Genomic DNA, 13,007 nt, shown 5'->3' with positions numbered 1-13,007 from the left:
TGGCGGGCCTTTCCGGGCCCGCCTTTTTCCTGCGCGGGCGCTGCCGTGTCAGGTTGCGCGGGGCGTCAGCCAGAAGAACAGGATGGTCGCCGCCGCGGTGGCCAGCGCGAAGAAGAGCAGCCCCGCCCCGATCCCGCCCTGCGCGACCACCGGGCCGGACGCCGCCTGCAGCACGGCGGCTCCCCCGAAGAAGGCGAGGTTCACGGCCGACATGGCCTTGCCCGTCTGCTCCGTCGGCACCGAGGAGCGGGCGATGGCGAAGATCAGCGGCTGCACCGCGATCAGCAGGCCGAACACCAGCAGCATCGCCGCGTCCCAGGCGCTGGGGAGCGCCCCGAAGGGACCGCCGGGGCCGCCCATGACAACCAGGGCCAGGGCGGCGGCGGCGCCGAGATGGCCGAAGAGGAGAAGGGCGCGCCTGTGGCCGATCCGCCGGTCCGCGATGCCCCAGAGGAGCGGGCCGACCACCAGGGCGGTGGTGGCGAGCAGCAGGACGTTGCCGGCCTCCACGCGGGACAGAAACTTCACCTCCATCAGCCATGGGCCGCCCCAGAGGCCCCGCACGCCCAGCACGGCGGCAAAGGAGCCCAGCGCGAGGATGGCGGCGCCGCGCAGGGGGCGGGACACGGCGATGCGCAGGACCTCTCCGGCCTCCTGCCCCAGGCTGCGGCTGCGGTCGGTCGAGGGGCGGTCATGCACCAGCAGGGCCACGAGGCCGAGGACGAGCAGGCTGGTGCCGGCCGAGGTCCAGTAGCCCGCCCGCCAGCCGGCATGGTCCACCAGCAGGGCGAGCGGGCTGGCCGAGAGCAGCATGCCGCAATTGCCGATGGTCTGGATCAGGCCGGACCAGAGGCCGAAGCGGGACGGGGGCAGGCTTTTCGCGGCCAGCGTGATCGGGCAGATCAGCATGCCCGCGCAGCCCAGGCCCAGCACGACCTGGGCCAGCAGGAAGCCGATGGCGCCCCCGGCCACCGCCGCCAGCGCGGCGCCGAGCGCGGCGATGGCCAGCAGGCAGAGCGAGACGCGGCGCACGCCGAAGCGGTCCAGCGACACGCCGATCGGCACCTGGGCGAGCGCGAAGGACATGTTGAAGGCGCCGGTGAGGGAGGCCAGCACCTGGGCGGTGACGCCGAGGTCGGCGCCCAGCACGTCCGCGGTGATGGCGGGCAGGGTGCGGACCATGTTGGACAGGACATGGCCCATGGCGAGGGCGACGAGCGGGGCGGCGAAGGCGAGCGAGGTTTCCCGCGCGTGGTCGGGCATGGGGGACGGTTCCTCAGCGCCCCGCCCTTGCGTGGGGCGGGGTCGTTGGTTCGGGGTCTTTCGTTCGGAAGCGGGGGGCGGGCCTAGTTCCGGAAGATCTTGCCGGGGTTGAGGATGCCCTTTGGGTCCAGCGTGTTCTTGATGCTGCGCATCACCGCCAGGGCCTCGGGGCCGTGCTCCTGCTCCAGGAACTCGGCCTTGCCCATGCCGACGCCGTGCTCGCCGGAGCAGGTGCCGCCCAGCGCCAGGCCGCGCGCGACGATCTTGCGGTCCAGCGCCCAGGCGCGGTCCAGCGCGGCCGGGTCGTCCTGGTCCACCAGGATCACGGTGTGGAAGTTGCCGTCGCCCACATGGCCGACCAGGGGGCAGGAGAGGCCGGACACCAGGATGTCCTCCCTGGCGCCCAGCAGGGCATCGGCCAGGCGGGAGATGGGCACGCAGACATCGGTGGTCACGCCGCGGGAATTGGGCTGGGAGGCGATGGCGGCCCAGTAGGCATTGTGGCGGGCGGTCCAGAGCTTGTTGCGGGTTTCCTGGTCCGCCGCCCAGGCGAAGCCGAGGCCGCCCATGTCGGTGGTGATGGCCTGCACCGACTCGGCCTGCTCGCGCACCCCGGCCTCGGTGCCGTGGAACTCAAGGAACAGGGTGGGCAGGACCTCGAGGTTCTCGAGCTTGGAATAGGCGATGCAGGCGGCGATCTGCACCTCGTCCAGCAGCTCGATGCGGGCAACGGGCACGCCGAGCTGCATCACGGCGATCACGCTTTCCACGCAGCCGCGCATGTCCGGGAACTGCACCACGGCGGCGGAGGTGGCCTCGGGGATGCCGTGCAGGCGGAGGCGGATCTTCGTCACCACGCCCAGCGTCCCCTCGCTGCCGATGATCAGGCGCGTCAGGTCGTAGCCGTTGGCGGCCTTGCGCGTGCGGCTGCCGGTGTTGATCACGCGGCCATCGGCCATGACGACCTCGAGGCCCATGACGTTCTCGCGGATGGTGCCGTAGCGGACCGCGTTGGTGCCGGAGGCGCGGGTGGCGACCATGCCGCCGATCGTGCAGTGGCTGCCGGGGTCCACGGGGAAGAACAGGCCCTGGTCGCGCAGGTGGTCGTTGAGCTGGTGGCGCGTGACGCCGGGCTCGATCAGGCAGTCCATGTCGTCCTGGCTGACGTCCAGGATGGCCGTCATGCGGGACAGGTCCAGGCTGATGCCGGCGCGGATGGGGGTGACGTGCCCTTCCAGGCTGGTGCCGGCGCCGAAGGGGGTCACGGGCACGCCGTGGCGGTGGCAGAGGGCGAGCAGCTGGGAGACCTCCTCCGTGCTCTCCACGAAGACGACGGCGTCGGGCTGGACGGGGGTGGTGGTGTCCTCGCCGCGCGCGTGCTGGTCGCGCACCGCGGCGTTGGTGCTGATGCGCTCGCCCAGGAAGGCGCGGGCGGCGGCGATGACGTGGTCCACGGGGCGGATTTCGGCGGTCATGTCTGGGGGTTCCGGTTCAGTCGTCGCGCAGGAGCGGGCAGGTCAGGCAGTGCGGCCCGCCGCCGCCGGCGGTGAAGAGGGAGAGGGCGGGGTCCAGGACCGTGAGCCCCTCGGCGCGCAGCGCCGCGTTGAGGCCGGTGCTTTCCTGCGCCGATACCACGCGCCCGTCGCCGAGGGCGAGGATGTTGCAGCCGAGGTTCATGGCGGCGCGGTAGGGCACGGGAATGGTGCGGATGCCGTGGGACTTCAGCCAGGCGAGGAAGGCGGGGTCCAGCACGTCCTCGCAGGCCACCGCCAGGCCCTCGGCGGCCATGCAGAACAGGACGTCGAGGTGGAGGAAGTGCTCGTCGAACTCCTCGACCCGCACCTCCCAGCCATCCTCCCGCAGCCAGCCCGCGAGCTGCCCGGCGCCGGCCGTGTCGGTGCGGCCGCCGGACGCGCCGATGCAGGCGAGGCCGGGGCGGATGACGTGGATGTCGCCGCCCTCCAGCGTGCCGGCGCTGGACTTGCGCCAGAAGGCCGAGCCGTGGGCGGCGTGGAAGTCGATCAGCGCCGCGTATTCGCCGCGCCGCTGGGGCCGCTCCAGCTGGCAGAGGACGGGGCCGCGATGGGTGAGCGCCACGCTGTCCCGCGTATAGGCCATGTAGGGCAGGTGCGGTTCGGGGGCGATGCGGCGGACGGTGACGCCCGCTTCCTCCATCGCCTGCACGAGTTCCGCGTGCTGGGCCTGGAGGTGGGCCGTGGCGGGACGCTGGTGGTCGGCGGCGAGCGTCCGGCGGACGATGCTGTTGGTGGGGATCCAGCGGTAATGGTCGGGCGGGCAGACCAGCACCTCGCGCAGCCGGGCGGTCTCGGAGGAGAGGCGCCAGGCGGGGCCGGCCGGGGGGTGCGGCGATGGCTCGGGCATCCGCCCCTTCTATCCCGCGCGGGCGTGATTGCCCATCGCACGGCACCGCAATCCGGTCGGGCCCGGATTGCGCGGCGGAGGGGACGGGGGAAGGATGCCGGGGCGCGCCGCCCGGGATGTCCGGCGGCGGAAACGGACGGAGGGACGCCGCGTGGCGAACAAGCTCAAGGATGCCTGGAAGGCGGGCCGGCGGACGGTGAACGGCTGGCTCGCCCTGCCCAACGCCTTTTCCGCCGAGGTGATGGCCGGGCTCGGCTTCGACAGCCTCACGGTGGACCTCCAGCACGGGATACAGGACTACCAGTCGGCCGTGGCCTGCTTCCAGGGAATGCAGCAGCAGGGACCCGCCGCCTCGCCGACGCCGCTGGCGCGGGTGCCGTGGAACGAGCCCGGCATCATCGGCAAGCTGCTGGATGCCGGCGCGCAGGGGCTGATCTGCCCGATGGTGAACACGCGCGAGCAGGCCGAGGCCTTCGTGGCCGCCTGCCGCTACCCGCCCCACGGCACCCGCTCCAACGGGCCGATCCGCGCCGCGCTCTATGCGGGGGCGGGGGGCTATTTCGGCACCGCCAACGACGAGGTGCTGTGCATCCCGATGATCGAGACCAAGGAGGCGCTGGACAACCTCGATGCCATCCTGGACGTGCCGGGGGTGGACGGGATCTATGTCGGGCCCACCGATCTCGGCATCTCGCTGGGGATCCTGCCGCCGCTGATGGACCGGGAGGAGCCCGAGATGCTGCGGACCTATGAGCGGCTGGTGCGGGCGGCGGCGGACAAGGGCCTGGTGGCGGGCATCCACTGCACCTCCGGCGCCTATGTGAAGCGCATGCACGAGATGGGCTTCAACTTCGCCACCATGGGCAGCGACGTGATCGCCATGGTGGCCGGCATCCGGGCGCAGATGGCGGTGCTGAAGGGCTGACCGCGCCTATCTCGCCTGCACCAGCTGCTGGAGCAGGCGCAGTTCCTCGTGGTCGGTTTCGGTGAGCAGCCCGGTGAGGGTGTCCTCGGAGAGGATGCGGTCCGCGTGGTGGCCCAGCAGGCCCGCGCGGGCCGCGCGGATGGCGGCCAGGCGGATCTGCAGCCGGGCGCGCAGCTCCGCCTGGGTGCCGCCGGAGGCGACGCCCTTGTAGACGCGGTCGATGTCGCGGAACTCGCCCACGAGGTCGCGCGCGATCGCGCCGTCGAGCGGGCTGTCCAGCCGCCCCTCCACCTCGGCCAGGGCGGCGCCGGCCATGAGGCCGCGGGCCTCGAGCTCCTCCGGGTCCATGCCGCCGCGGGTGGGAAGGGCGACGCCCAGCCGGCCGATCACCCAGGCCAGGGTGGTGCCTTGCACCACGAGGGTGGCCAGGATGGCGATGAAGGCCAGGAAGACCAGCAGGTCGCGGTGCGGGGTTTCCAGCGGCAGGGCGATGGCGGTGGCCAGGGAGACCACGCCGCGCATCCCCGCCCAGCCGATCACCGCCGCCTCCCGCGGGCGGGGCAGGCCGTCGCCCCGCGCGAGGGAGGGGATCAGGCGCGGCAGGAAGGCGAAGGGGGTGACCCAGGCCAGGCGCGACAGCACGAGGGTGAGGGACAGGGCCCCGGCGCTGAGGGCGAGGAAGCCGGTGGAGTAATCGCCCAGCCCTTCGAGGATGGTGTTGAGCTGCAGGCCCACCAGGATGAAGACCAGGCTCGTGAGGGCGAACTCCACGAAGCCCCAGATGGTCATCGCCTCCGTGCGGGTCCGGGCGCTGAGCAGGTTGCGCTGGCGCCGCGCCAGGAGGATGCCGGCCGCCACCACCGCCATGACCCCGGAGACGCCCAGGTGCTCCGCCAGCAGATAGGCGGCATAGGCGACGAAAAAGGTCAGCGCGACCTCCAGCCGGGTTTCGCCGAGCAGGGGCAGGAGCCGCTCCGCGAGGAGGCCGACGGCCACGCCGACCATGACGCCGCCCAGCCCGACGCCGAGAAAGGTCAGGGCGGCATAGGCCGGCGAGACCGATGCCGCCGCCATGGCACCCACCGCGAGGCGGAACAGCACCAGGGCGGAGGCATCGTTCATCAGGCTCTCCCCCTCCAGAACCGTCACGACGCGCGGCGGCAGGGGAAGGCGCTTGAGGACCGAGGCGGCGGCGACCGCGTCGGGCGGGGCCACCACGGCGCCGAGCGCGATGGCCGCGGCCCAGGGAAGGTCCGGCAGGATGAGGCGCGCGACCAGGGCCACGCAGACGGCGGTGAAGAGCACCGCCCCCACCGCGAGCAGCAGGATGGGGCGGAGGGAGGCGCGGAACTGCCGCCAGTCCGTGCGCCAGGCGCTGGCCTGGAGGAGCGGGGGCAGGAAGGCCGCCAGGGCCAGCTCCGGGTCCAGCCGCAGGCGCGGCAGGCCGGGCACCAAGGCCAGCGCCATGCCGCCCAGGACCAGCACGGCCGCGTAGGGGATGCGGGTGCGGCGCGCGAGCAGGGCGAAGACGACGCAGGCCGCCATCAGGGCGAGGGAGATCTCGAGCATCCGCATGCCCCCAGTGTGGGGGCTGAGGGCGGGTGGCGGAAGCGCGCCCCCGCGCCTGCCTATTTCCGGTCGAGCAGCGCGAGCACCGCCACGAGGAGCGCGATCAGCCCCAGCGCCACCATGCCCTGGATCACGGCGAAGTTCTCCGCGTCCTCCGCGGCGACGAGGCCGGCGATGGCGCCGGCGGCGACGAGCAGGACCCGGAGTGGCATCATGGCAGCCTCCGCAGGGCGCACGGGGTGGCGACTGTCCGCGCCCGGGCGCCGGCCGGGCCCGGCCGCGGCTTTTCGCGGGCGCTCAGGCCCGGCCGTAGGTGTCCTCGAAGCGCACGATGTCGTCCTCGCCCAGATAGGAGCCGGCCTGCACCTCGATCAAGGTGAGGGGGATCATGCCCGGGTTCTCCAGCCGGTGGACGCAGCCCAGGGGCAGGTAGACGGACTCGTTCTCGCGCAGCAGAAGCCGCTCGGCGTCGCGCTCGACGATGGCGGTGCCGTTCACCACCACCCAGTGCTCGGCGCGGTGGTAGTGCTTCTGGAGGGAAAGCTTCTCGCCGGGGCGGACGAGGATCTTCTTCACCTGGAAGCGGTCGCCCTGGATCAGCCCCTCGTAGTGGCCCCAGGGGCGGTACATGCGGCGATGCGCGCCGGCCTCGGGGCGCTTCTGGGCGCGGAGCTGGTCCACCAGCTTCTTCACGTCCTGCGCGCGGTCGCGGTGCAGCGCGAGCACGGCGTCCTCGGTCGCGACCACCACCACGTCCTCCAGCCCCACCACGGTGGTGAGGATGCCCTCGGAGCGGACGTAGCAGTTCCTCGCGTCCACCATGGAGACGGGGCCGTGGGTGGCGTTCCCGGCGGCATCCTTGGGCGAGGCGTGCCAGAGCGCGTCCCAGGAGCCCACATCGGACCAGCCGATGTCGGCGGGCACCACGGCGGCATGGGCGGTGCGCTCCATCACGGCGTAGTCGATCGAGATGGAGGGAGCCTCGGCGAAGGCGGGGCCGAGGCGGACGAAGTCGAGGTCTCGGGCGGCGGCGTCCACCGCGGCGCGGACGGCGGCCACCAGCTCGGGCGCCAGGCGCTCCAGCTCGGCCACGAGGGTGCTGGCGCGGGCGACGAACATGCCGGCGTTCCAGAGGTGCCGGCCACCCGACAGGAACTCGGCCGCGCGGGCGGCGTCGGGCTTCTCCACGAAGGAGGCGATGGCGGAGGCGCCGTCGAGCCCGGGCAGGGGGCTGCCCACCTCGATGTAGCCGAAGCCGGTCTCGGGGGTGGTGGGGCGCATCCCGAAGGTGACGATGTGCCCGGCGCGCGCCGCGGCGGCGGCATGGGCGAGGGCGGCGTGGAGCGCGGGCACGTCCTTGATCGCGGCGTCGGCGGCCATGACCCAGAGAAGCGCCTGCGGGTTCTCCTCGGCGGCGAGGATGGCGGCGGCGGCGATCGCGGGTGCCGAGTTGCGCGGGGCGGGCTCGAGCACGATGCGGCCGCCGGCGACGCCGGCCTCGCGCAGCTGCTCGGCCACCAGGAAGCGATGGGCCTCGGCGCAGATGATCATGGGGGGCGCGAAGCCCGGGCCGGTGCCGCGGCTCACCGTTTCCTGCAGCATCGTGCTCTCGCCCACCAGGGGCCAGAACTGCTTCGGAAAGCCTTCCCGCGAAAGCGGCCACAGGCGCGTGCCGACGCCGCCTGAGAGAATTACGGGAACAACGCGGTCGTCAGCCATGGGCATTCCTCACGAGCCCGGGAGGGGTAATGGACCGCAAGGCAAAAGAAAAGCCGCCTCGGCGAACCGGGGCGGCTTTTCGGCGGTCCGTGTTGCCGGGTGCTTACTCGGCCAGAGCCTTGTTCTTGCCCGAGCGCAGGCCGGGGAGGAGCATCGCGGCCAGGGCCACGAAGGCGACGCCGAGCAGGGTGGCGCTGATCGGGCGCTCGACGAACACCGTGATGTCGCCGCGCGAGAGCAGCATGGCGCGGCGGAGGTGCTCCTCCATCATCGGGCCAAGCACGAAGCCGATGAGCAGCGGGGCCGCCTCCATCTTCAGCTTGGAGAAGATGTAGCCGAGGATGCCGAAGAACAGGGTCTGGTAGACGTCGAAGACCGAGTTGTTCAGCGAGTACACGCCGATCGCGCAGAACACGAGGATGGCGGGATAGAGGAACTTGTAGGGAACCTGCAGCAGCTTCACCCACATGCCGATCAGCGGCAGGTTGATGACGAGCAGCATCAGGTTGCCGACCCACATGGAGCAGATCAGGCCCCAGAAGAGGTCGGGCTGGGCTTCCACCATGCGCGGGCCCGGCTGGATGCCCTGGATGATGAGCGCGCCGACCATGAGCGCCATCACGGCGTTTGCCGGGATGCCCAGCGTGAGCAGCGGGATGAAGGAGGTCTGGGCGGCCGCGTTGTTGGCCGATTCCGGACCGGCCACGCCCTCGATGGCGCCGGTGCCGAATTCGTGGCGGAACTTCGAGACCTTGCTTTCCAGCATGTAGGAGCCGAAGGCGGCGAGCGAGGCGCCGCCGCCCGGCAGGATGCCCAGGGCCGAGCCGAGGAACGTGCCGCGGAGAACCGGGGCGACGCAGCGCTTGGCTTCGGCGCGCGTCAGCATGAGGCTGCCGACCTTGCCGGACAGGACCGAACGGGCCTCGGGGCGCTCGAGGTTGAGGATGATCTCGCCGATGCCGAAGATGCCCATGGCGATGGAGACGAAGCCGAGGCCGTCGGACAGCTCAGGCACGCCGAAGGTGAAGCGCTGCTGGCCGGTCTGCACGTCCGTGCCGACGAGGCCGAGGGTGACGCCGAGCACCACCATGGCGATGGACTTGAGCACGGAGCCCTGGGCGAGCACGGCCGAGATGACGAGGCCGAGCAGCATGAGCGAGAAGTAGTCCGCCGGGCCGAAGGAAAGGGCGACCTGGGTGAGGAGCGGGCCGGAGGCCGCGACGAGCAGGGTGGCGAAGCTGCCGGCGATGAAGGAGCCCACCGCCGCGATCGTCAGCGCGGCGCCGGCCCGCCCGTTGCGGGCCATCTTGTAGCCCTCGAGCGTGGTGACCACCGAGGACACCTCGCCCGGGAGGTTCAGCAGGATCGAGGTGGTGGAGCCGCCGTACTGGGCGCCGTAGTAGATGCCGGCCAGCATGATGATGGCGGTGGTGGCCGGCTGGCCGAAGGTGATCGGCAGCAGCAGCGAGATGGTGGCCACCGGGCCGATGCCGGGCAGCACGCCGATGGCCGTGCCGATCAGCGCGCCGAGCAGCGCGAACAGCACGTTGTTCAGCGTGAGCGCGACGCCAAACCCGTGTGCGAGGTTGGAGAGAAGCAGTTCCATTGTGTTTTGGCCCTTCCTGTGCCCGGCGGTTCAGAAGCTACCCGGCCAAACTGGCACACGGATATCGAGCTCGTAGATGAAGACGAACCAGCAGAGCACGCAAAGGAAGACGCTCATGCCCAGGACGCCGAGCGGCGTGTGCTCGCGGTCGGCGAGGGAGGAGATGATGCAGAGGGCGAAGATGGAGATCATCAGCCCGGCGGGCTCCAGCAGGAGGCCGAAGATGGCGAAGGCGCCGAGCACCATGCCGAGCGGGCGCCAGGCCGGGGCGATCGCGAGCAGCATCAGCCCGATGAAGCAGGCCAGCCCGACCTGGACGTAGTTGCTGTTGTAGCCGACGTGCTCCATCACCCGCCAGATCAGCAGGGCAGCGGCGACGCCGACGGCCAGCGTGACGAAATCGAGCTTCTTCCAGCTCTCGAGGTCATCCGGTCCGCCGCGCAGGCCGAGCACGAACACCAGGGCGCCGAGCGCCATCTGCAGCCAGAGCACCAGCATCGGCATGTAGCCCGGGCCCATGCGGCGCGCGGAGCCAAGCGTGTGCTGCTCGAGCCCGAGGCCCAGGAAGCCGCCATTGATCCACAGGCCGACAAAGGCCAGGAACATGAGCAGCCCACCGGCCCAGAGATCCTTTTGACTGACTTTCATGCACTCTCCACCCTTTAGTGTCCCTCACGTTTCCGATCTGACCGGGGGGGAACGGCGGGGTCGGGCCAGCCGGGGGTCACGCCAAGGCAGGCCGTGCACCAGAGGTGTCGGCCGCCATGTGTGTCCCCGTCCTTTCTGCCCCGGACGTGCCTCCCGGTAGATAGAGTCCCGCGAAACTATGGGGCTGAGCGCGGCGCGACAAGCATCAGATTGCCCAAGACTTTGTCATGGATGCTTCTTCACCTGCGTTGCAGCGCAACATACTTGCGGATGGCGACGTCATGACGGACGCTAACGGCATGAGAATCAACGATCCCGCACGCCGCATCGCCGAGGCCGCCGCCAGCCTTTCCCCTGAACTCGTTGCCATCCGCCGCGACATCCACGCCCATCCCGAACTGGCCTTCGAGGAGGTCCGGACGGCTGGAATCGTCGCGCGCGAGCTTTCGCGCCTCGGCATCGCCCACCGCACGGGGCTCGGGCGCACGGGCGTGCTGGGGGTGATCGAGGGCGGGCGGCCCGGCCCCACGCTGGCCATCCGGGCCGACATGGACGCCCTGCCCATCCACGAGGAAACCGGGCTTCCCTTCGCCAGCACGGCGGACGGCAAGATGCACGCCTGCGGGCACGACATCCACACGGTGACGCTGCTCGGCGTCGCCGCCGTGCTGCGCGACATGGCGCCGATGCTGGCCGGGCGCGTGGCGCTGGTGTTCCAGCCCGCCGAGGAAACGCTGCAGGGGGCGGCCGCCATGATCGCCGACGGCGCGGCGGAAGGCTTCGACATGGCGCTGGGCTTCCACAACCACCCGGACATGCCCGTGGGGGAGACGGGCTTCGCGCGCGGCGCCTGCCTCGCGGCCTCGGACCGCTTCGACCTGGTGGTGCGCGGCCGGTCCGGCCACGCGGCGCATCCGGAATCGGCGGTGGACCCGATCGTGGCCGCCGCGCATTTCGTGTCGCAGGTGCAGACGGTGGTGAGCCGCGAGGTCGATCCGCTGAAGCCGGCCGTGGTCACGATCGGCATGCTCACGGGGGGCGCGACCTACAACATCATCCCCGAGCGCGTGCAGATCAAAGGCACGGTGCGCACGCTGGACCCCGGCACGCGCGACATCGCCGAAGCCGCCATCCGCCGCCTCGTGAAGGGGCTGGAGCTGGGCTTCCGGGTGGAGGGGGCGCTGGACTACCGGCGCATGGTGCCGCCGCTGGTCAACGACGACGGCGTGCTGGACCGCGTGCTGGCCGCCGTGTCCGCGCAGTTCGGGCGTGCGCCCGCGGAAGGGTCGCCCAGCATGGGCAGCGAGGACTTCGCCGAGTTCGCGGCCCTGGTGCCGGCGGTGCAGCTCCGCATCGGCTCCGGCGCGCCGGGGCGGGCGGACAAGCTGCACAATGCCGGCTACCAGCCCGATGAAGCCTGCATCCCCGTGGGCGTCGAGGCGCTGAGCCGGGCCGCGCTGGAGCTTCTGGCATGAAGGTCTGCGTCTTCGGCGCGGGCGCCATCGGCGGGCATGTCGCGGCGCGCCTGGTGCGCGGCGGCGCGGAGGTGAGCGTGGTGGCGCGCGGGGCGACGCTGGCCGCCATCCGCGAGAAGGGCATCACGGTCGCCGCGCGCGACGCGGAGTTCCGCGCGGAGGTGGCGGCGAGCGACGACCCGGCCGCGCTCGGCCCGCAGGACTTCGTGGTGGTGACGGTGAAGGGCCACCAGCTCGGCGGCGTGGCGGAGGCCATCGGGCCGCTTCTGCGGGCGGACACGCCCGTGGCCTTCGTGATGAACGGCATTCCCTGGTGGTATTTCGACCGGCACGGCGGGGCGCTGGACGGCACGGCGCTTCCGGCGCTGGACCCCGGCGGCGCGATGCGCCGCGCGGTCGGCGTGGAGCGGACGGTGGGGGGCGTGGTCTACTCCGCCTGCACCATCACCGCCCCCGGGCGGATCGAGGTGGAGAACGAGAAGAGCCGGGTGGTGCTGGGCTGGCCCGGCGGGGGCATGGACGGGCGGCTGGCCGCGCTGGCGGCGGCCCTGGAGGCCGGGGGCATGGGCTGCCCCGTTGTGCCGGACATCCGGCGGGAGGTCTGGGCCAAGCTGGTGTCCAACCTGTCCAACGGGCCGCTCTGCCTGCTGTCGCGCCAGGGAATCGGGCCGACGCTGGAGGACGAGGCGGCGCGCGCGGCGGCGCGGGCCGGGCTGGCCGAGGGCGTCGCCATCGCGCGGGGCCTCGGGATCGTGCTGGAGATGGACGTGGCGGCACGGGTGGAGGCCTCGCGTAGCGTCGCGCACAAGCCGTCGATCCTGCAGGACATGGAGGCGGGCAAGGCGATCGAGATGGAGGCGATGCTGGTGCAGCCGCTGGCCCTGGCGCGCATGGCCGGGGTGGAGACGCCGGTGCTGGATCTGCTCGTGGGGCTCTCGCGCAAGGCGGCGGAGGCGACGGGCCAGTACGCCCCGGCTGCCTGAACTGACCGGGGCCGGCGAGCCGGCCCCGGGGAACACCCTCAGTAGCGGTAGTAGCGGTAGCCCGGGGGCGGCACGTAATAGGCCGGTGGCGGGGCGTAATAGGCGGGCGGCGCGTAATAGGCCGGAGCCGGCGGCGCATAGGCCACGGGGGGCGGCGCGTAATAGACCGGCGGCGGGGCATAGTAGGCCGGCGGCGGGGCGGCGATGGCCGCGCCCGCGATGGCGCCGAGCGCGAGGCCGCCGATGATGCCGCCCGCGATCGCGCCGCCGCTGGGGCCGCGGCGGTGCCAGCCCTGGGCCTCGGCCGGGACCGAGGCCAGCAGCGCGGCGGCTGCGAGGCCGCCAAGCGCGAGGCGGCGCAGCCCGTTCTTTGAAATCTGGTTCATCGACTGGCCCTCCGGGGGCTGGTGAAGCGCGGATGATCGGGGTGGATGATC

12 protein-coding genes are annotated in these 13,007 nt (G+C 72.0%); 3 read left to right on the top strand and 9 right to left on the bottom strand.

What is annotated here, in order from left to right:
• Positions 1 to 48: 48 nt before the first annotated feature.
• From ACFFIC_RS03450 to ACFFIC_RS03440, 3 genes are all read right to left on the bottom strand, one after another.
• On the bottom strand, positions 49 to 1,263 hold the full coding sequence (locus tag ACFFIC_RS03450) for an MFS transporter (protein WP_377048669.1): 1,215 nt from the start codon (positions 1,261 to 1,263) through the stop codon (positions 49 to 51).
• Positions 1,264 to 1,346: 83 nt separating this feature from the next.
• Positions 1,347 to 2,738: an FAD-binding oxidoreductase gene (locus ACFFIC_RS03445; RefSeq protein WP_377048668.1), complete on the bottom strand. Its 1,392-nt coding sequence runs from the start codon at positions 2,736 to 2,738 to the stop codon at positions 1,347 to 1,349.
• Between the two features lie 16 nt (positions 2,739 to 2,754).
• Positions 2,755 to 3,645, bottom strand: coding sequence for a dimethylarginine dimethylaminohydrolase family protein (locus tag ACFFIC_RS03440; RefSeq protein WP_377048667.1), 891 nt, complete (start codon positions 3,643 to 3,645; stop codon positions 2,755 to 2,757).
• A 151-nt stretch (positions 3,646 to 3,796) separates the two neighbouring features.
• On the opposite strand from ACFFIC_RS03440, the gene ACFFIC_RS03435 reads away from it, so the two are divergent.
• On the top strand, positions 3,797 to 4,570 hold the full coding sequence (locus ACFFIC_RS03435; protein WP_377048666.1) for an HpcH/HpaI aldolase family protein: 774 nt from the start codon (positions 3,797 to 3,799) through the stop codon (positions 4,568 to 4,570).
• 6 nt (positions 4,571 to 4,576) lie between these two features.
• Here ACFFIC_RS03435 and ACFFIC_RS03430 read toward each other — a convergent pair whose 3' ends face one another.
• The 5 genes from ACFFIC_RS03430 to ACFFIC_RS03410 all read right to left on the bottom strand — a co-directional run bounded on the left by ACFFIC_RS03430 (position 4,577) and on the right by ACFFIC_RS03410 (position 10,112).
• On the bottom strand, positions 4,577 to 6,139 hold the full coding sequence (locus ACFFIC_RS03430; RefSeq protein ID WP_377048665.1) for a Na+/H+ antiporter: 1,563 nt from the start codon (positions 6,137 to 6,139) through the stop codon (positions 4,577 to 4,579).
• Between the two features lie 59 nt (positions 6,140 to 6,198).
• Positions 6,199 to 6,354, bottom strand: a complete 156-nt coding sequence (locus tag ACFFIC_RS03425; RefSeq protein ID WP_377048664.1) for a hypothetical protein — start codon at positions 6,352 to 6,354, stop codon at positions 6,199 to 6,201.
• A gap of 82 nt (positions 6,355 to 6,436) precedes the next feature.
• On the bottom strand, positions 6,437 to 7,858 hold the full coding sequence (locus ACFFIC_RS03420) for a mannose-1-phosphate guanylyltransferase/mannose-6-phosphate isomerase (RefSeq protein WP_377048663.1): 1,422 nt from the start codon (positions 7,856 to 7,858) through the stop codon (positions 6,437 to 6,439).
• Between the two features lie 103 nt (positions 7,859 to 7,961).
• A complete protein-coding gene (locus tag ACFFIC_RS03415; protein ID WP_377048662.1) occupies positions 7,962 to 9,464 on the bottom strand; it encodes a tripartite tricarboxylate transporter permease in 1,503 nt (500 codons plus the stop codon).
• 30 nt (positions 9,465 to 9,494) lie between these two features.
• Positions 9,495 to 10,112 carry a tripartite tricarboxylate transporter TctB family protein gene (locus ACFFIC_RS03410; protein WP_377048660.1) on the bottom strand — a complete coding sequence of 206 codons (618 nt, stop codon included), beginning with the start codon at positions 10,110 to 10,112 and terminating at the stop codon, positions 9,495 to 9,497.
• 281 nt (positions 10,113 to 10,393) lie between these two features.
• Between ACFFIC_RS03410 and ACFFIC_RS03405 the strand changes: the two genes are divergently transcribed.
• Positions 10,394 to 11,587, top strand: a complete 1,194-nt coding sequence (locus ACFFIC_RS03405) for a M20 metallopeptidase family protein (protein WP_377048659.1) — start codon at positions 10,394 to 10,396, stop codon at positions 11,585 to 11,587.
• Complete coding sequence (locus tag ACFFIC_RS03400) at positions 11,584 to 12,570, top strand: ketopantoate reductase family protein (protein WP_377048658.1); 987 nt, start codon at positions 11,584 to 11,586, stop codon at positions 12,568 to 12,570. The genes ACFFIC_RS03405 and ACFFIC_RS03400 overlap by 4 nt, the downstream gene beginning before the upstream one ends.
• Positions 12,571 to 12,608: 38 nt before the next feature.
• Here the strand turns inward: ACFFIC_RS03400 and ACFFIC_RS03395 are convergent, their stop codons facing one another.
• Entirely contained in the window at positions 12,609 to 12,956 is a 348-nt protein-coding gene (locus tag ACFFIC_RS03395; RefSeq protein WP_377048657.1) for a hypothetical protein, read from the bottom strand.
• Positions 12,957 to 13,007 lie beyond the last annotated feature (51 nt).

Source organism: Muricoccus vinaceus, from assembly GCF_042433125.1.
In the GTDB taxonomy this organism is placed as follows: Bacteria; Pseudomonadota; Alphaproteobacteria; order Acetobacterales; family Acetobacteraceae; genus Roseomonas; species Roseomonas vinacea.
This window is presented reverse-complemented; position numbering and strand designations above follow the sequence as displayed.

Excerpts from the sequence above, each read along its gene's own strand:
- ACFFIC_RS03425 (WP_377048664.1), bottom strand. The coding sequence starts at position 6,354 with ATGATGCCACTCCGGGTCCTGCTCGTCGCCGCCGGCGCCATCGCCGGC.
- ACFFIC_RS03400 (WP_377048658.1), top strand. The coding sequence starts at position 11,584 with ATGAAGGTCTGCGTCTTCGGCGCGGGCGCCATCGGCGGGCATGTCGCG.
- ACFFIC_RS03440 (WP_377048667.1), bottom strand. The coding sequence starts at position 3,645 with ATGCCCGAGCCATCGCCGCACCCCCCGGCCGGCCCCGCCTGGCGCCTC.
- ACFFIC_RS03420 (WP_377048663.1), bottom strand. The coding sequence starts at position 7,858 with ATGGCTGACGACCGCGTTGTTCCCGTAATTCTCTCAGGCGGCGTCGGC.
- ACFFIC_RS03415 (WP_377048662.1), bottom strand. The coding sequence starts at position 9,464 with ATGGAACTGCTTCTCTCCAACCTCGCACACGGGTTTGGCGTCGCGCTC.
- ACFFIC_RS03405 (WP_377048659.1), top strand. The coding sequence starts at position 10,394 with ATGACGGACGCTAACGGCATGAGAATCAACGATCCCGCACGCCGCATC.
- ACFFIC_RS03430 (WP_377048665.1), bottom strand. The coding sequence starts at position 6,139 with ATGCTCGAGATCTCCCTCGCCCTGATGGCGGCCTGCGTCGTCTTCGCC.
- ACFFIC_RS03450 (WP_377048669.1), bottom strand. The coding sequence starts at position 1,263 with ATGCCCGACCACGCGCGGGAAACCTCGCTCGCCTTCGCCGCCCCGCTC.
- ACFFIC_RS03395 (WP_377048657.1), bottom strand. The coding sequence starts at position 12,956 with ATGAACCAGATTTCAAAGAACGGGCTGCGCCGCCTCGCGCTTGGCGGC.
- ACFFIC_RS03445 (WP_377048668.1), bottom strand. The coding sequence starts at position 2,738 with ATGACCGCCGAAATCCGCCCCGTGGACCACGTCATCGCCGCCGCCCGC.
- ACFFIC_RS03410 (WP_377048660.1), bottom strand. The coding sequence starts at position 10,112 with ATGAAAGTCAGTCAAAAGGATCTCTGGGCCGGTGGGCTGCTCATGTTC.